Origin of the sequence: Halobaculum sp. EA56, from assembly GCF_051195075.1 — an archaeon.
Taxonomy (GTDB): Archaea; Halobacteriota; Halobacteria; order Halobacteriales; family Haloferacaceae; genus Halobaculum.
Genome location: NZ_JBNTJX010000003.1, coordinates 348,362 through 364,933, shown reverse-complemented (window position 1 = coordinate 364,933; position 16,572 = coordinate 348,362). Strand labels below are relative to the sequence as shown.

Annotated in this window: 15 protein-coding genes; 9 read left to right on the top strand and 6 right to left on the bottom strand. The window is 64.2% G+C overall.

Annotated features, from left to right (window positions below):
• Positions 1 to 127 precede the first annotated feature (127 nt).
• Both ACQUQ1_RS07600 and ACQUQ1_RS07595 read left to right on the top strand, forming a co-directional pair.
• Positions 128 to 2,464, top strand: coding sequence for an STT3 domain-containing protein (locus ACQUQ1_RS07600; protein ID WP_435063668.1), 2,337 nt, complete (start codon positions 128 to 130; stop codon positions 2,462 to 2,464).
• Positions 2,461 to 2,880: a VanZ family protein gene (locus ACQUQ1_RS07595; protein ID WP_435063667.1), complete on the top strand. Its 420-nt coding sequence runs from the start codon at positions 2,461 to 2,463 to the stop codon at positions 2,878 to 2,880. The genes ACQUQ1_RS07600 and ACQUQ1_RS07595 overlap by 4 nt, the downstream gene beginning before the upstream one ends.
• A 303-nt stretch (positions 2,881 to 3,183) precedes the next feature.
• Here ACQUQ1_RS07595 and ACQUQ1_RS07590 read toward each other — a convergent pair whose 3' ends face one another.
• From ACQUQ1_RS07590 to ACQUQ1_RS07580, 3 genes are all read right to left on the bottom strand, one after another.
• Entirely contained in the window at positions 3,184 to 3,777 is a 594-nt protein-coding gene (locus tag ACQUQ1_RS07590) for an archaellin/type IV pilin N-terminal domain-containing protein (protein ID WP_435063666.1), read from the bottom strand.
• Positions 3,778 to 3,918: 141 nt separating this feature from the next.
• Positions 3,919 to 4,731, bottom strand: coding sequence for an undecaprenyl-diphosphate phosphatase (locus ACQUQ1_RS07585; protein WP_435063665.1), 813 nt, complete (start codon positions 4,729 to 4,731; stop codon positions 3,919 to 3,921).
• Positions 4,732 to 4,832: 101 nt separating this feature from the next.
• Positions 4,833 to 5,243: a helix-turn-helix domain-containing protein gene (locus ACQUQ1_RS07580; protein WP_435063664.1), complete on the bottom strand. Its 411-nt coding sequence runs from the start codon at positions 5,241 to 5,243 to the stop codon at positions 4,833 to 4,835.
• A 97-nt stretch (positions 5,244 to 5,340) separates the two neighbouring features.
• Between ACQUQ1_RS07580 and ACQUQ1_RS07575 the strand changes: the two genes are divergently transcribed.
• Entirely contained in the window at positions 5,341 to 5,961 is a 621-nt protein-coding gene (locus tag ACQUQ1_RS07575) for a DUF7509 family protein (RefSeq protein ID WP_435063663.1), read from the top strand.
• Between the two features lie 91 nt (positions 5,962 to 6,052).
• On the opposite strand, the gene aglM is transcribed toward ACQUQ1_RS07575, so the two are convergent.
• Complete coding sequence (gene aglM / locus ACQUQ1_RS07570; protein WP_435063662.1) at positions 6,053 to 7,354, bottom strand: UDP-glucose 6-dehydrogenase AglM; 1,302 nt, start codon at positions 7,352 to 7,354, stop codon at positions 6,053 to 6,055.
• A gap of 262 nt (positions 7,355 to 7,616) precedes the next feature.
• Between aglM and aglF the strand changes: the two genes are divergently transcribed.
• The 3 genes from aglF to ACQUQ1_RS07555 all read left to right on the top strand — a co-directional run bounded on the left by aglF (position 7,617) and on the right by ACQUQ1_RS07555 (position 10,253).
• On the top strand, positions 7,617 to 8,366 hold the full coding sequence (gene aglF / locus ACQUQ1_RS07565) for a UTP--glucose-1-phosphate uridylyltransferase AglF (RefSeq protein WP_435063661.1): 750 nt from the start codon (positions 7,617 to 7,619) through the stop codon (positions 8,364 to 8,366).
• Positions 8,367 to 8,516: 150 nt separating this feature from the next.
• Complete coding sequence (locus ACQUQ1_RS07560) at positions 8,517 to 9,203, top strand: class I SAM-dependent methyltransferase (RefSeq protein ID WP_435063660.1); 687 nt, start codon at positions 8,517 to 8,519, stop codon at positions 9,201 to 9,203.
• A gap of 63 nt (positions 9,204 to 9,266) precedes the next feature.
• The gene (locus ACQUQ1_RS07555; protein WP_435063659.1) at positions 9,267 to 10,253 is read left to right on the top strand and encodes a GDP-mannose 4,6-dehydratase; all 987 of its coding nucleotides are present in this window, start codon (positions 9,267 to 9,269) and stop codon (positions 10,251 to 10,253) included.
• Positions 10,254 to 10,367: 114 nt separating this feature from the next.
• Here ACQUQ1_RS07555 and ACQUQ1_RS07550 read toward each other — a convergent pair whose 3' ends face one another.
• On the bottom strand, positions 10,368 to 11,480 hold the full coding sequence (locus tag ACQUQ1_RS07550; RefSeq protein WP_435063658.1) for a glycosyltransferase family 4 protein: 1,113 nt from the start codon (positions 11,478 to 11,480) through the stop codon (positions 10,368 to 10,370).
• 120 nt (positions 11,481 to 11,600) lie between these two features.
• Here ACQUQ1_RS07550 and ACQUQ1_RS07545 point away from each other — a divergent pair, with 120 nt between their 5' ends.
• From ACQUQ1_RS07545 to ACQUQ1_RS07535, 3 genes are all read left to right on the top strand, one after another.
• Positions 11,601 to 13,145 carry a sulfatase family protein gene (locus ACQUQ1_RS07545; RefSeq protein ID WP_435063657.1) on the top strand — a complete coding sequence of 515 codons (1,545 nt, stop codon included), beginning with the start codon at positions 11,601 to 11,603 and terminating at the stop codon, positions 13,143 to 13,145.
• 73 nt (positions 13,146 to 13,218) lie between these two features.
• The gene (locus ACQUQ1_RS07540; RefSeq protein ID WP_435063656.1) at positions 13,219 to 14,106 is read left to right on the top strand and encodes an FkbM family methyltransferase; all 888 of its coding nucleotides are present in this window, start codon (positions 13,219 to 13,221) and stop codon (positions 14,104 to 14,106) included.
• Between the two features lie 30 nt (positions 14,107 to 14,136).
• The gene (locus ACQUQ1_RS07535; RefSeq protein ID WP_435063655.1) at positions 14,137 to 14,985 is read left to right on the top strand and encodes a polysaccharide deacetylase family protein; all 849 of its coding nucleotides are present in this window, start codon (positions 14,137 to 14,139) and stop codon (positions 14,983 to 14,985) included.
• On the opposite strand, the gene ACQUQ1_RS07530 is transcribed toward ACQUQ1_RS07535, so the two are convergent.
• The gene (locus tag ACQUQ1_RS07530) at positions 14,973 to 16,532 is read right to left on the bottom strand and encodes an alkaline phosphatase family protein (protein WP_435063654.1); all 1,560 of its coding nucleotides are present in this window, start codon (positions 16,530 to 16,532) and stop codon (positions 14,973 to 14,975) included. The genes ACQUQ1_RS07535 and ACQUQ1_RS07530 overlap by 13 nt on opposite strands.
• Between the last annotated feature and the right edge of the window lie 40 nt (positions 16,533 to 16,572).

Here is a 16,572-nt window from a genome sequence, read left to right as displayed (position 1 = left end):
GTGTCCGCGCGCGACGTCCCGAGGGCGGTCACGTGCGTCATCGCGTCGAGGCTCGGTCGGCGACGCGGCGACGCCGCGGCGACACGGAGACGACGGCTTCTTTACCCGACTCACACAGAGGAGCGGTATGGTCACCGCCCGCGAGGTGGCGACGCTGCTCGACGAGCGGCCGGACCTCGAACCCGCCGTCGAGGCCGTCCTCGAACCGACGGAGCCGTGGACGTTCGAGGACGTCGACGCCGACTCGGGCTCGTTCGGCGAACTCGTCTCCCGCGGCGTGGTCGAGCGGACCGACGACGGCTACGTCGTCGCCGACCGGGAGGCCGTCGAGCGGGCGCTCGCCGGCGAGGTCGACCCCCACGGGGACGGCGCCGGCGGCAGTGTCGCCGGCGCCGGCCTCACCTCCGGAGCCGCCCTCACCGACGACGTCGCCGACGCCCTCCCGTCGCTCCCGAACCGGGGCGTGCTCGCCGCCCTCGCCGGGGCGCTGCTGGCGGTCGTGTTGCTCAGGCTGTTCCCGTTCCCCTCGGTGTTCCAGGGGGAGGTCGTCCTCACGTCGAACGACCCGTACTTCTACCGCTACTGGGTCGAACAGCTCCTCTCGGACCCCGAGACGACCCCGACGAGCATCCCGGGCGGGATCGCGAAGGGGGAGCCGCTGCTGGTCGTCACGCTCTGGCTCGTCACGCTCGCGCTCGGCGGCACCGACGCCGTGGCCGGGCAGGTGATGGCGTGGTACCCCGTCGCCTCCGCGGTCGTCACCGGACTGTTCGTGTACGCGCTGACGGTCGAGGCGACCGACGACCGGCGGATCGGGGTCGCCGCGGTCCTCCTCATGGGGACGGTCGCGGGCCACGCGATCCGCACGAGCGTCGGCTTCGCCGACCACCACGCCTTCGACTACGTCTGGCTCCTCCTCACGGCGCTGGGGGCGGCGGTCGTCGTCCGCGACGCCGTCGAGGCGCGGCCGCTCGCGTCGGCGCGGACCGCGGTCGGGACGGCCGCGGTCGCCGTCGGCGTCGCCGCGCAGACGCTCGCGTGGGACGCCGGCCCGCTGCTGATCGTTCCGCTCGGGCTCCTCCTCGCGGTCGACGCCGTCGCCGCGGTACGCGCCGGTCGCGACCCGCTCCGAAGCGGCGGCCCGCTCGCGCTCGCGACCGTCGTCGCCGCCGGCGCCGTCTGGGTCGCCCACACGAGTTTCGGGTGGCACACGACCCTCGTGGCGGTGTCGCCGGCGCTGCTCGCCGTCGGCGCCGTCGGCGTCGTCCTCGCGGGGGCGCTCGCACACCGCCTCGACGTGCCGACGGGCGGCGTCGCGGCGACGGTCCTCGTCGGCGCGGTCGTCGGCACGCTGGCGTTCCGCACGCTCGCGCCCGACCTCTGGTCGCGCGTCGGGAGGGACGTGTCGGCGCGGCTGCTCCGCAGCGGGGAGATCGTCGAGACCATCGGCCTGTTCGGCGAGTCCGGCGGGTGGCTCCTGCTGGTCGGCCTCCTCCTGTTCTTCGGGGTGCCGTACCTCGCGTGGGCGACGTACCGTGCGCGCGACGACGGCCGGTGGCTCGTCCCCGTCGTGTACACCTGGTACTTCCTCCTCCTCGCGGTCATCCAGGTTCGGTTCGTCGGGCAACTGGGACCGTTCCTGGGGATCTTCGGCGGGCTCGCGTTCGTCCACCTCGCCGAGCGCGTGGACGTCGCCCGCCCGCCGACGCCGTTCGGCGGCGACCCCGTCACCGATATCGACGCCCCCGACAGGGAGACCGTCTTCGCGGTCGTCGCGCTGTTCCTGCTCGTCGGCGCGTTCGGCGCCGCGCAGGTGCCGCTCAAGAGCGTCCAGCTCGTCCACACCGAAGAGCAGTACCGGACGACGTCGTGGATGGCCGACCACGCCGACGAGGAGGGGTGGGAGTACCCCGAGAACTACGTGTTCAGCTTCTGGCCGGACAACCGCCACTACAACTACTTCGTGAACGGGCACTCGCGTTCGTACGGCTATGCCCAGGCGAACTACGCGGCCTTCGTCTCCGATACGGACGGGGGACGCTGGTACGAGCGCCTTCGCGACCGCGCCGGGTTCGTCGTCGTCACGCCGGACGTCGTCGGCAACGAGTCGCAGCTCGGGACGCGGCTCTACCGCGAGCACGGCTCCCGCGCCAACGGGACCGCCGGGCTGGCCCACTACCGTCTGCAGTACGTCAGCGGCAGCGGGGAGTACAAGGTGTTCACGCTGGTGCCCGGCGCGACGGTCCGGGGGACCGCCGCGCCGAACGCGACCGTGACCGTGGAGACGACCGTCGAGGTCGCGGGCGCGTCGTTCACCTACACGCGGCAGGCGCGGACCGACGCGAACGGGACGTACGCGGTCCGCGTCGCCCATCCCGGCACGTACCGGCTCCCGAACGGGACCGTTACCGTCCCCGAGTCGGCGGTGACGAACGGGACGACGGTGAACGCGGGGGACGCGTGAGCCGACTCGCAGTACCCCTGTTGCCGCGGCGGGTCCGCTACGCCGGCGTCGCCGCGGCGCTGGCCGTGATCGTGTACTATTCGCTGCTGTCCGCCCCACCGAGCAGCCCCGGCGACACGCCGTTCTGGGACAAACACCTCCACTTCGTCGCGTACGCGGGACTCGCGCTCGCGCTGGCGTACGCGACGGTGCGCTACCGGGACCGCCCCGGCCTCCGGACCGCGCTCGTGTTCGGCGGGGCGCTGGCCGTCGGCGTGGCTATCGAACTCCTGCAGGGGACCCTCCCGAACCGGTACTTCGGCCGGGGCGACCTCCTCGCGAACGCGCTCGGGAGCGCGCTCGTCGGGGTCTGGTTCGTCGTCGAACGGCGAGTCAGGTACGTCCGCGCCCGGCGGCTGCTCGACGCCGCGACGTAGCTCGCGGGGACGGGAACGACGAACTGGAACGGACTGTGACGACGAACGGGCGGCACTCGATACCGATTCGGGATCGGTTCGACGCGGTCGCGAACGTGTCGGCGAACGACTCCGCCGCCAGATTTAGATTGTCGCGTCCCGAACGGCGTCGTAGCTGAGCCCGTCACCGGTCTCAGCGAATTCGAACATTGGGAGCGGCCCTCGCGGGCCGCTTTTGTGCGGATTTCTGACGCTCGCGCGCGAGCGGCGGCGCCGCTATCGACGCGACCGACGCCAAAAAACGGAACCGAGAGCGGTGTCCGGTTACAGTTCGACGGCGCTCTTCTGCCCGAGCGACTCGGGCACGGTGAACCGGATGGTCGTTGTCGCGCCCGACATCGTGTTGACCTTGATGGTGACCTCCTCACCCTCGCTGAGCGTGCCGGGGCCGCCGTACGCCGTCGTCGTATTGAAGACGACGTTGAACCGGTCGTCCGGGTCGTTCAACACGGTGTCGGAGTTGTCCGTGTTCTTGACTGCTTCCGTCTGGAAGGTCCAGCCGCCCTCGCCGGCACTAGTGTGCGTCAGCGTCTCGGTCCCGTCCGGGCCGATCCAGTTGATCGTCGCGTTCGCGAGGTCGATCTCGCCGGCGCCCGGCGCCTGCGTCACCGTCACGTTCACCTTCTCGATCCTGTTGTTGGAGTTGACCTCCCCGACGGTGACGACCTCCTGCAGGCGGTTGCTGACCTGTTTACTGCTCTGTTGGCCGGTCTCCTGTGACTTGCTCTGGAGGAAGCCGGCGGTGTTGATCAGGACGCCGGCGGCGATCGCCGCCACCAGCACCATCGCGATGAACACGATGAGCGTCCCGATGCCCACCTGCCCGCGCTCCTCCTCGTCCGTGATGAATTCGAACATTGGTTGGGTGGATCGCTCCCTCTCCGGAGCTACCCGTCCCTATCGCGACCCGCTATTTGATTATACCCCCGCGAGCATCAGAACGGATAATTTAGGAGCGAACCCCGACGGCGCGTCCGGTTCGTCGACCGGCAGCCTCAGTCAGATGACGAGCAGGCCGCCGAGGACGGCGATTCCTCCGAGTCCGACGCACACCGCCCAGAAGGAGACGCGTTCGACGACCCGGATCAGCGCGTCGATAGTCGCGTAGCCGACGAGGAACGCCGCCGCGAGCGAGACGGCCGCCGCGGTCGGCGTCACGTCGCCGAGGCCCGTGTCGAGGGACGCGAGCAGGCCCCCGCCGACGGCCGCCGGGATCGACAGGAGGAACGAGTAGCGGAACGAGGCGGGCGCGTCGTGCCCGCGCAGGAGGAGCGTCCCGGTCGTCATGCCCGAGCGGGAGACGCCCGGGAGGATCGCGACGCCCTGCGCGACGCCGACGAGGACGGCGTCGACCGCGTTCGGGTCGGCGCCGGGGGAGTCGACGCGGCCCGTCGAGACCCGCTGGAACGCCCCCGTCACGACGAGCAGGACGCCCACGAGCACGACCACCGCGCCGCCGGTCAGCGCCGAGACGACCTCCTCCAGCGTCGCGTACGCCGCGACGCCGACGACGCCCGAGACGAGCGTCCCGATCGCGAGAAACGACACGAGCGCCTGTTCGCCCTCGAAGGCCGTGCCGGGTCGCCAGCGCGGGAGCAGGGCGAGCACCTCGCGGATCTGCCCGCGGTAGTAGACGGTCGCCGAGAGGGCGGTCCCGAGGTGGAGGAACAGCGCGAACGCGACTGCCTCCTCGGGCGAGCGGCCCAGCGCCGACAGCGCGATCGTGATGTTCCCCTCGCTGGAGATCGGGAGCCACTCGAAGATCCCCTGGAGGATGCCGACGACGAGCGCGACGACGAGAGCGCGGTCCACAGTCCCGGGAGATGTCGGGGACGCTAAATCGGTTCGGATCCGGGCGGAGGGCACCGGCGTCTATCGAAACGAGGAAGGTCCCGACACTGCGTGGCCACGACCTACGCGGTCGAACTGTCGTACATCCCCTCGAACGCCCGCTCACCGCGGATCAGTTCGTCGACTCCCTCCGAGAGCGTGACCTCGCCGAACACCGTCGCTCGGTAGTACGTGTATAGCCCGTCCTGTCCTCGCTCCGTCCGCTGTCGCTTCTCGACGAGGCCGACGTCGACGAGCCTGTTGAGGTGGTAGTAGAGCGTGCTGTCGTCGATCTCGATCGCGTCCTCGAGTTCCTTCGGGCTCATCTCGCCGCTGTGGACGAGTCGGTAGAGGATCTCGTATCGGGTTCGATGCCCGACGGCGGCGTGCATCGAGAGGTAGTCGTCGAGATCGAGGACGCTCTCGTCCGGAAGGAGGTCCGCCGGATCCTCCGGAGCGTCGTCCACGGCTGACCGCGTCCGATCGGTAGCCATCGTGTGTCCGGCTACGAGCCGAAGTCGCTTAGTCGTTGTCGAGCCGAGAGTCGTTAAAAACTAGCTGTTTTAAATATACACCGGGGCACGAGAGTACATGTCCGAGGGGATCACGCGGGATCTGATCCGCAGCCGGCTGGGGCAGGTGAAACACGACCGGTTCCTGTTCTACTTGATGGGCCCGTACAAGTCGTTCAACCTCAACTACGTCCTCGACGAGGAGGAGCGTCGGCGAATCGAGATCGATGACCTCCCCGGGCCGCTACGGCGCCTTTTTCGGAACAAAGCGGATATCGACGCGGCACAGGCCCTCCTACGTCGGGTGCAAGGGGAACTCAGAGCGGACCCCGGAGTGAACGCGTTTCTCGCGATCGATGTCGACGTAGCTGTCGACGAGGTGGACGCAGTAACTCAAAGTATCGAATACGCACGGCGGAGCAACGCGACGGCGTTCGTGGTACCGTTCCTGGGGCACAACTTCGGCGTGGGGGAGGAAGCAGGGAGCGTCCTCGAACGGCTCGCGGCCACGCACGGCGAGCGGCTGATCTTCGTCCACGAGGACAGCGTGACGAGTGCGATGATCCGTTCGGCGTCAGTCAGGTGGGACCTGCGGGTGGAGACCTACGAGACCGAGGAAGAACTCGTCGCCAAACTCCGGCGGTTCGCGGCCGGGATCATGCACCGTGAACGACGCGGGGATCTCACTCGGCCGGAGTAGTCGCGAGGGTCAGGGAAGCGGAGCGACCAGCCGCGATACGCTATCGAAACGAGGGCCGATCAGAATCGGGACCACCGGTGGCGTCGCCGATTCACCACGTCAGCCCCTCGTAGGTGATCCCCTCCCGACGTTCGATCACCCGGCGGCCGTCGACGACGACCGGGTCCGCCATCGCGTCGAACTCGGAGTCGAGCGCGGCGAACTCGTCCCAGTCGGTGACGACGGCGGCGCCGTCGGCGCCGTCGAGCGCGTCCGCGGCCGAGTCGGCGTACTCGAGGTCGGGGAAGCGCTCGCGCATGTTCTCGGTCGCGACGGGGTCGTAGGCGACGACCGTCGCGCCGCGCTCGCGCAGCGCCTCGATCACCGGGATCGCCCGGGAGTTGCGGACGTCGTCGGTCCCCGGCTTGAACGCCAGACCCAGCACCGCGATCCGGGCGCCGTCGAGGTCGACGTGGTCGGCGAGCATGGCCACGAGCCGTGCGGGCTGGCCGTCGTTCACCTCGACGGCCGCACGCAGCATCGGCGGGGAGTAGCCCTCGCCCTCGGCGGATGATATGAGAGCTGATATGTCTTTCGGGAAACATGAACCGCCCCATCCGAGCCCGCTCCGGAGGAAGCGCTCGCCGATCCGGTCGTCGAGGCCGATCGCCTCGGCGACCTCGTAGGTGTCGACCCCGAAGGCCTTGCAGGCGTTCCCGATGTCGTTGATCAGGCTCACTTTCGCCGCAAGGAACGCGTTGTTGGCGTACTTGATCGTCATCGCGGTCGCGGGGTCGGTGCGGACGACCGGCGCGTCGTGCTCGGCCAGCAGCGGCGCGAACACGTCGTCGAGGAGTTCGTCGGCCCAGTCGACGTCGGTCCCGAAGACGAGCTTGTCGGGCTCACGGAAGTCCGACACGGCCGTCCCCTCGCGCAGGAACTCCGGGTTCGCGCCGAAGGCGACGCGGTCGGCCCCGTCGCCGGCGAGCGGCTCGCCCAGTCCCGTCGCGAGCGCGTCGGCGACGCCGGGGAGCGACGGGGGCGCGACCGTGCTCTTGACTACGACGAGGTGGCGGTCGTCGCCGCCGGCCAGCGCCTCGCCGGTAGTCTCGGCGGCCGCGCGGAGCGCGCCCGTGTCGATGCTCCCGTCCTCGCGCGAGGGCGTCTGGATCGCGAGGAACGTCACGTCGGCCGCCGGGACGTCGTCGTAGGACGTCGTGGCCCGGAGCCGGCCGCCCGCGTGCTCGGCGACGAGTTCGTCGAGCCCGGGCTCGTGGATCGGCGCGCGGCCGTCGTTGAGGGCCGCGACGACCGCCTCGTCGATGTCTATCGCGGTCACCTCGTGGCCCAAGTCGGCCAGCGAGGCCGCGAGCGTCGTGCCGACGTAGCCGGAGCCGACGACGTTGATTCGCATGTCGGGTCGGTGCGGACGGGCTCATATCAGTATTGCCTTGTTTCCGACGGGGCGGGCGGGACGCGGAGCGGAAGCCGAGCGGGGGCGGCGTCGGCAGGTACTCCGGGGTTACGGGACCGCCGCGGTGGCGTCGCGTCTCCGGATCCGGACCCGTCGATTCCGTCGCCCCGCGCCCGCGAACGTGCCGACCGGGGAACGACCGCGCGAGTTCGCGACCTAGGCACACCGGAACTATATACCGTGGCGACCGAACCGGCTACCCATGCAAGCAGTCGTCCTCGCCGCAGGTGAGGGAACCAGGCTCCGACCGCTGACCGAGGACAAGCCCAAGGGGATGGTCGAGGTGGACGGCGCGCCGATCCTCACGCACTGTTTCGACAACCTCGTCGACCTCGGCGCGAGCGAACTCATCGTCGTCGTGGGGTACATGAAGGAGAAGATCATCCAGCACTACGGCGACGAGTACGAGGGCGTGCCCATCACGTACGCCCACCAGCGCGAGCAGAAGGGGCTCGCGCACGCCCTCCTCACCGTCGAGGACCACATCGACGACGACTTCATGCTCATCCTCGGCGACAACGTCTTCGAGGCGAACCTTCAGGACGTGGTCCGCCGGCAGGCCGAGGACCGCGCGGACGCAGCGTTCCTCGTCGAGGAGGTGCCGATGGAGGAGGCGTCCCGCTACGGCGTCTGTGACACCAACAAGTACGGCGAGATCGTCGACGTGGTGGAGAAGCCCGACGACCCGCCGTCGAACCTCGTGATGACCGGCTTCTACACGTTCACGCCCGCGATCTTCCACGCCTGCCACCTGGTGCAGCCGAGCGACCGCGGCGAGTACGAGATCAGCGACGCGATCGGGCTGCTGCTGGAGAGCGGCCGCACCATCGACGCGATCCCGCTGGACGGCTGGCGGATGGACATCGGCTACCCCGAGGACCGCGACGAAGCCGAACGGCGGCTGCAGGACGAGGTGGAGTCGGAGGCCGGGGCCGAAGAGATAGAGACATAAGCCGGCGGCACAGTTCCCGGCCCACAGTCGATGTTCGAACGACCGGATTATGAAACGGTGAGAGATATACGTCGAGAACCCCCTAATATCATACGCCTGACTAGAGATATCGAGTCGACGGTCGTGATCTCAAACATGCGGAGAGCGTAGATGCTCGTCTATGAGTACCTCAGATCCGCCGCCGGACCGGGTGACTCGATCTTAGATATTGGCACCAAAACGGGTGAACATCTCCGAGGCACGTCCGGTCGATTGGTGGCCAGCGACATCGCGTTCCAACGGACGAACGAACCGGTCGAGTACGTCCAGTGTGATGGACGACAGCTGCCGTTCGATTCCAATACGTTCGACTTCGTCGTCTGTAACCAGGTGATCGAACACGTCGAGGACGACGACGCGTTACTCGGTGAGATGAGCCGCGTGCTCACACGCGAGGGAACTGCGCTCGTCGCGTTTCCAAACCGATTCACACTGAACAAGCCACACGGTCTCCCACGATTCGCGTCAATCCTACCGAAACGAGTCGGCATACACGTATTCAAACGGACACTGGACTCTGAGCGGTTGGAGTATTACAAAAATCATCTACATCCGGTATCGCCACGAGAGGCGAGAAAGATTCTGGAAAAGTGCTTCGAGACTGTCGAATATGCGACGATATCGATCTCTTCTGATCACCCCGAGATATACTCAGGAGGACCGGCAAGCAGCGCGTTTCGGAACGCGCTAACTGCGATCTCTGCGGCGACGAGATTCGGCCCGATCGAGCGCGCATTCGAATCCGTTTGGGGACACGTAGCGTACAAATGTACGAACCCACGACGAGAGGAACCCTGAGGTGAGGCAAGAGAATCCATTGGATCGCCAAGCTTACTTGAAAACGATCGAAACGAGGTTCTCATGAGAGTACTCGTCACTGGCGGCGCCGGGTTCATCGGCGGGAACCTCGCGGAGGCGTTCCTCCGTGACGGCCACGACGTGACCGTCGTCGACAACTTCGAGCCGTTCTACGACCTCGGCATCAAGGAGCACACCGTCGAGCGATGCGAGGCGGTCGCCGGCGAGACCGACGGGACGTACGCGCTCGTCCGGGACGACATCCGCGACGCCGACCTGGTCGACGACCTCGTCGACGGGACGGACGCGATCGTCCACCAGGCCGCGCAGGCCGGCGTCCGCACGAGCGTCGACGAGCCCAGGAAGGTGACCGAGATCAACGTCGACGGGACCGTGAACGTCCTCCAGTCGGCCGTCGACGCCGACGTGGAGCGCGTGATCCTCGCGAGTTCCTCCTCGGTGTACGGGAAGCCCGAGTACCTCCCGTACGACGAGGACCACCCGAACGAGCCGGTGAGCCCGTACGGCGTCACGAAGCTCGCGAAGGAGCACTTCGCCCGCGTATACAACGAACTCCACGGGCTCCCGACGGTGTGTCTCCGGTACTTCACGGTATACGGCCCGCGAATGCGCCCGAACATGGCCATCTCCAACTTCGTGTCGCGATGTCTGAACGGCGAGCCGCCCGTGATCTACGGCGACGGCGAGCAGACCCGCGACTTCACGTACATCGAGGACGTCGTGGAGGCGAACCGTGCGCTGCTTGAGTCGGATGCCGCCGACGGAGAGGTGATGAACATCGGAAGTACCGACAACATCACGATCACCCGGTTGGCGGAGGAGATCCGCGACCAGTTGGCCCCGGAGTTGGAACTGGTGTACGAGGAGGCCAGGGAAGCGGACGCGAAGCATACGCATGCGGACGTGTCGAAGGCACGCGAGCTGATCGGCTACGAGCCGACGTATGACATCCGCGAGGGGGTGGGCGCGTTCATCGAGTGGTACGAGGAGAACCGGGAGTGGTACGAGCCGCTTGTGCGGTCGAGTTAGTCGGAGTGAACGGAAGTTAGAGGTTCACGAGCGCCAACAGCGCCGTCGAGGAGTACGAGGGTCGGAAGCAGCTTCGGGCGAGGGGGTCGATCTGCTCAGATATCTCGAGGATGTTCACCCCTCCACGGCTTCAGCTAGGACCTGTTCGAATTCGGTGATGCGGCCCTCTACCGCGTACGCCCCGGCAGATTGCGATGCACGATCGGCGTACTCGTCGTACTCCTGAAGTACCGTCGAGATCCGCCCTTTCCATTCGCCGATGTCGTGAGGCGTGGACACAGTGGCACCCGCCTCCCCGATATGCTCCGGGATCGCACCCCTGTTAGTACCGACTGAAGGGATGCCGTTCGCGAATCCTTCGAGGACAACTCTAGGGCCACCACCCTCTTCGACGAGAGACGGAACGAGGATGAGTTTCGTCCGTCGATATACGTCCCGCATATCGTCGACCCAACCCAGATGAGTCACGTTATCCATCGACTGGGCCCTCCGTTCGTACGTTTCACCAGGGAAGTTTCCGGCGATCAGGAACTCCTCGTCGGGGAGTTCAGCGGCCAACGCGAGAACGATATCCGCACCCTTCAATTCGCTTCGGGGGTTGACAAAGGTGAGATACTCGGGGTCGACGGAATTCGCCCGTACCTCGTCCAAACGCACGGGAGTTCGGACGAGTTCCGATTCGCAATGAAACGTTTTGGTCAGAGTTTCGCGGAGGAACTCACTGATCGTAACGACACGCGACGCCTCCTGTAGTACGGTCCGGTGTTCCCTGAACAGCGCTTTGACGAACGGATATTGGAGCTTCACACTCTTTGGCGCACCGATGAACGAAGGCCTCTTGTCAGGGCCCAAGTCGTACGGATCGAAGCGCGTGAACCCGAGACCGGGCACGACCCCGACTGCGGGGATGTCCAGCGACTCGGCGACTGCTATCGTTGGGACCATACACCGACGGTCGGTAACGACGACGTCGGGGGCGTTCTTCGACAGGTAGGACCGAATAGTCGGTTTCCAGTCTCGATAGAAGAGCCACTGCCCGAACCAGTACGGCGTGTATACCTCGCTGGCGGAGGTTCGACGGATCGGGAACGAGTCGACCACCTCGCCCGATTCGTACTGGAGCCCGGAAACGTCGTGACCACGGTTCGCGAGTTCGGTTCCGACCATCGACATGAATCCGACGTTCCGACTCGCCCCGAAGTGAGAGGTGACGAGGAGGATTTCCACACAGTTATGTGAGGCAGAGGCAGATAAAAATCGAACGGTAGAGTGGTCCGTACGCCGGGTCGTGAGCGACGTGTAGTCCGTGTCAATACCTTCTTTTATGAGTGCCGACCAGAGGCGATCGTGAGTGGAAGTCCACAGATCGAGAATGTCGTTGTTGTGGTTGTGGACGCGTTACGTGCAGGGAATCTAGGGTGTTACGGCTACGAATACGATACTTCTCCTCGGATAGACGAGTTTGCCGGGGAAAGTCTCCAGTTCAACAACGCGTACGTTCCCATAAACAACACAGATCCATCCATCACAGCGATCCATTCGGGGATTCATCCGACGGTCAGCGTCCTCCGGCAGGGTGGGAGGGTCACGAAGGAGGAGAAACAGCGTGCCGAGACCCTCCCGCGGATTCCGGAACTGTTGAGCGATCGTGCAGGATACCACTCGGCCTGGACCGGCCACGTACTGGGCCGTTGGCATCGAAACGGGTTCGACTACTTCCCCTCGGAGCGTCCGTCGCACGAGAAGCGTATCCTATTCAAACACAACGAGCAGCGTGAACGGGCCCGAGCGGCGTTGAATGCGATCAGCGGGAGGTTCGCAGACACGGTGAGCGATCTCTACTATCGGTTCGAACAGACCGTCGGGGATCTCACCGATTCCGTGCGTGCGAACGACCAGACTGAGACCGACGAGATCGAGCAGCTCCTCGCACAACTCGATGTCGCCCGGTCGAGTGACGAGCGGTTTTACGGATACACCCACCTGATCGAGACACACAGCCCGTACGAGGCGGACGACGAGCTGATCGAGAAGTACCTCGCTGAACACGACTACCCGAACCGACCGTTGGAGGCGATCGCCGATCCCGAGCCGCCGGAGTGTTCACCGGTGGCGAACGTCCCGTATGCCGAGGACTGGTATACGGAGCGTGACTACGAGGTCGGCGTCGCCCGATGGTACGCGCGATACGACGCCTGTGTCACCGAGGCGGATACAAAGATCGGCCGACTGATAGACGGGCTACGTGATCGTGGCGCACTAGACGAGACGTTGGTTGTCGTCATGAGCGACCACGGCGAGTCTCTGGAGGAACATGGCTTGTTGTTCGCTCACACCGGACTCCACGAGCCGGTGGTGAACATTCCGTTGTTGATACGGGTTCCGGGCTCCGCGGGGCGTGAACTATCCAAACTCGTACAGACGATCGACATCGCTCCCACCGTCGCCGACGTGTTCGGATTGTCGACCGATGAGTTGGGGTTCCATGGTCAGAGTCTCCTACCCCTGTTGAGAGACAGCCACGATGAAGAATGGCAGGACAGGGAAGCTCTCCTTCTGGAGGAGGCGAACAGCCAACGGCGGAGAGGTCTCGTCACGAAGGACCGCAAGTATATTTTCGCGATAGAAGGTTCCCAGCACCCGGACAAGGTCACTTGTCGATACTGCGGAGAGCCCCATTGGCCGTTGGAGGAACTGTACCACCTGGATGCGGATCCGGACGAGCGGAACGATCTGTCGGATCGACACCCGCAGGAGGCGCAGGAACTACGAGAGACTGCCCAGTCGATGGCTGAGGCCTACTCGTTACCGACTCAGATAGATGTCTCGGACGTAACGTACGACGACGAAGAGGAGGTGATAGAGCGACTCGAGCATTTGGGGTACAAATAGTCACAGGCGCGTTCGTATCAAGTCTGATAATTTGTTCGGTGCTTCTATTATCGAACACGCTGCCTTTCCGTTAATGACGACGTTGGGGCGGCAAATGTCGAGGTGGCTATATGACTTCGCTTCGAGCAGGGACAGCCGGTGGACGGCGAACCTGATCAGCAGGATCCCCGGTTCGGGAAGGCTGTACAACACGGTTGTCGACTCGAACAGACCAAGCGAGTTGGAGATCCGCGTGAACGAGCTAACGATAACGGTTGACCTCGACTACGAGGACGGCGAGGACCTACCGCCCGCCCATCCCCTCAACTGGTTCTATCCACGATACGCGGACGGGACACCCCACGAGCCCGCGTTGAGTTCACACTTCGTCGGGGCGATCCGACCGGGGGACGTTGTGTTCGACTGCGGGTCCCACGTGGGATATTTCGGTGCGCTCGCCGCGAAGAAACTAGATGGAGACGGAACGATCGTGTCGATCGAGCCGGCGAGAGAGCGTGAGGAACACATCCGGCGACTCGTCGAGGACAACAACAGTGGCGCGAGGAGCGAGGTGCTCACTGTCGCTGCGGGAGAAAGTGACGGAGAAATGAAACTCGAACACAGAGGCGAATGGAAGCACCTAGAGCGGGCGGGTATCGGTCGGTCGAAGTGTGTTGACGTTCCGTCACGTTCGCTTGACAGCATCGCCGACGAGTACGGAACGCCCGACGTGGTCAAGATCGACATCGAAGGGGGAGAGCTGAGCGCACTCAGGGGTGCGTCGGACGTGCTGGACTCCGACGCCGTCGTGTTTTGCGAGGTCCATCCGAACAAGATAGAGGAGGGTGGCGTGAGGGAATGTATCCGACTGTTATCGAGAGAGCGGGAGTGTAGGGTCGTTGAAAGTCGGACAGGTGAATTGAGTGAGGTGAGCGAGACTCCGAGTCGAAGAGAGCCGTTCTTATTACGGTCTGACCCGTAGTTGACGAGAGTGCTGACATTCGTTCTAAGTTTGGATACGGAACTCGCCTGGGGAGCGGGCACCGAACGAAAGCGTCGACATCTGTTCGAGGACGAACACGCTGGGCGGGAGGCGATCGAGTTTATACTGGAAACCCTCAACCGATACGACGTTCCCGCGACGTGGGGTATCGTTGGACACCTCCTTCTTGACGAATGTACGCCCGACAGCCATCACGAGACGGAACGTACCCGCCTCGTCGACCCGCACTCGAACGCCCGGGAGTCTCCCAATTATTATATGCCGGAGATTGTCGAAATGATCGATGGATCGGAAACAGGCCACGAGATCGCAGGTCACTCGTTTTCACACGCCCGGTTTGGGGAATTGGATCGAAACACAGCGGCGGCCGAGATCGACGAGATGTGTGAGGTGTTCGATAGCCACGGGGTGGAACTCTCGTCCTTCATCCACCCGTACATCAGCATCGATCACTGCGATATCCTCGCCGAGCATGGATTTACTGCATACAGCCTCGGTGTCGAAGAAAGCGCGGAGACGATCAAAAGCGGACTGTTCCCGTTCCTGACCGGAAACACACGATTCTGGGGCGCACCTCCGGTCACTCCCGACAACGATAGGCACGGCCTCACCGTGATTCCCCGGTCTCGTCAGTTGAGCGATGAACGATGGGGATTCCTGAATCCAAGGCGTATCAGAAACACGATTGACAGGGGAGGCGACGGCGTGGTCCACCTCACGGCACACCCGCACAATTTGTTGTACGATCCGCATTTGAAACGGACGTTCCCTCGGATCGTCGAAGAGATTTCGCGGCGTAGGGACGCCGGAGAGATCTCCGTTGCGACGTTTCGGGAACTCGCGTCTCAGTTCAGGTAGCCGAGTTCCCGTAGCTGATCTTTCACGTCGGTCATGTCGTTCTCGTCCACCCTGCCGTCGCGCCGCGGTTTCGGAAGCGAGTCGCGGTAGGTCGGGTCAGCGATAGCAGGCTCGGTTTCAGGGTTGAATACGTCCAATACCTCTCCATCGATATCCCGGGGAATTCCGACCCCTCGTAGATGAAGAATCGTCGGGGCGAGGTCCAGAATAGACGTGCCATCGATCTGGCCAGTAGAGCGAAACGAGGGTCCGTAGGCCATGAATATGCCGGCGGGCTCGTTCTCGCCCCTCCAGTCAGAGGGTCTACTGAACAGGTCGTACTCGCCAACGTTGTCCTCCGTGTGGATCCCTTCAGCCTGATCAAACACGATGTCGGGTGCGTACTCTAACGAGCCGGAGTAGATGTCTTCCGAGAGGTATACGTCTCTGGCGACCGGTCGTTCCGTTATCGGGTCGGTGAGCTCGGATAGTTCTTCCGCGATCTCGTTTCGGAGGTCGTCAGCGTCGGGAGCGTTCGGCTCGGTCAGATAGACAAGTCCCTGGCCGCTCGCGATCGCATCCGTGTTCTCCCAATCGATCGGGTCCAGTTTGTACTCTTTCTTATATCCTTGCTTCGGGAGTTTATCGATGAGTCGGTCGGGAAGAAGTCGGCTAAGCGAATCTCGGATCCCGAGTTTCCCCGCGAATTCCGAGAGTTGGTGTTGCGTTATCCCGAGTTCGGTTCCGACTTTACTCGCGGTCTTCTTGTCGTCTTCGCGAACGAGGTATCCCTCCTCCTCGAGCCAGACGTTGATCTGGAACTCGGACTCGATCTCGTTCGACCCGTGGTCGGACATGAAAACGAGATCGAGGTCACGGTCGGCGAACCATCGGAGATGATCGTCGATCCGTTTCCACGCTTCGAGCGTTGGCTCGCCGTCCCAGAAGTAGTGATGGAGTTTGTTGCAGAGGAACACGGTGAGGTGGAGGAAATCGAGGTCACGATCGCGCAGGAGCCACTTGGCTACTTCGAATCGAGCATCGATCAGCTCCAAGATTTCTTCGATAGAGCCGTCTTCTCCGATACTCTTGCTCGGCGAGACTCGATATTCGAACTCCGACTCGAGTTCATTCTGGAGGTCGGGAGGGGAGGTGAAAGACCGCCCCTCGGCCGCGCTCCCACCGGAGATCATTACCCCGTTGTTGTCTTTCCCATGCGGGGGAAACGTCGTCGGCATGTTCACGGCTGCCCAAGTCTGACCCTCGTCACCGAGGTAGTCGAAGAGCTCAGCTGAGTCGTACGCGCTGGAGTCCGGAATGGTGATCTCTCGGGCCTCCACGTCGACTATTTCCCACCAATATACGCCCAGCTTTCCGGGGTTTTTTCCGGTCGAATAGCACTTCCAATTGGGAGACGTGACCGGTGGTAGACAGGACCGCTGTTCGGCCCAGACACTATCCGACCTGATCTCTTCGAGCATCGGAAGCTCGCCGCCGTCTATCCACGAGTCCAACAGGCGCCACGTCGCTCCGTCCAGACCGATAACAACTGTCGGGCGGGGCCTCATTTAAACATACAGAATCAACTCCCCACCAATATATCCGTCG

What these genes read in the sequence shown, in the direction of transcription:
- ACQUQ1_RS07590 (WP_435063666.1), bottom strand. Translation starts at nt 3,777, where the DNA reads ATGTTCGAATTCATCACGGACGAGGAGGAGCGCGGGCAGGTGGGCATC.
- ACQUQ1_RS07600 (WP_435063668.1), top strand. Translation starts at nt 128, where the DNA reads ATGGTCACCGCCCGCGAGGTGGCGACGCTGCTCGACGAGCGGCCGGAC.
- ACQUQ1_RS07530 (WP_435063654.1), bottom strand. Translation starts at nt 16,532, where the DNA reads ATGAGGCCCCGCCCGACAGTTGTTATCGGTCTGGACGGAGCGACGTGG.
- aglF (WP_435063661.1), top strand. Translation starts at nt 7,617, where the DNA reads ATGCAAGCAGTCGTCCTCGCCGCAGGTGAGGGAACCAGGCTCCGACCG.
- ACQUQ1_RS07555 (WP_435063659.1), top strand. Translation starts at nt 9,267, where the DNA reads ATGAGAGTACTCGTCACTGGCGGCGCCGGGTTCATCGGCGGGAACCTC.
- aglM (WP_435063662.1), bottom strand. Translation starts at nt 7,354, where the DNA reads ATGCGAATCAACGTCGTCGGCTCCGGCTACGTCGGCACGACGCTCGCG.
- ACQUQ1_RS07580 (WP_435063664.1), bottom strand. Translation starts at nt 5,243, where the DNA reads ATGGCTACCGATCGGACGCGGTCAGCCGTGGACGACGCTCCGGAGGAT.
- ACQUQ1_RS07560 (WP_435063660.1), top strand. Translation starts at nt 8,517, where the DNA reads ATGCTCGTCTATGAGTACCTCAGATCCGCCGCCGGACCGGGTGACTCG.
- ACQUQ1_RS07575 (WP_435063663.1), top strand. Translation starts at nt 5,341, where the DNA reads ATGTCCGAGGGGATCACGCGGGATCTGATCCGCAGCCGGCTGGGGCAG.
- ACQUQ1_RS07540 (WP_435063656.1), top strand. Translation starts at nt 13,219, where the DNA reads ATGACGACGTTGGGGCGGCAAATGTCGAGGTGGCTATATGACTTCGCT.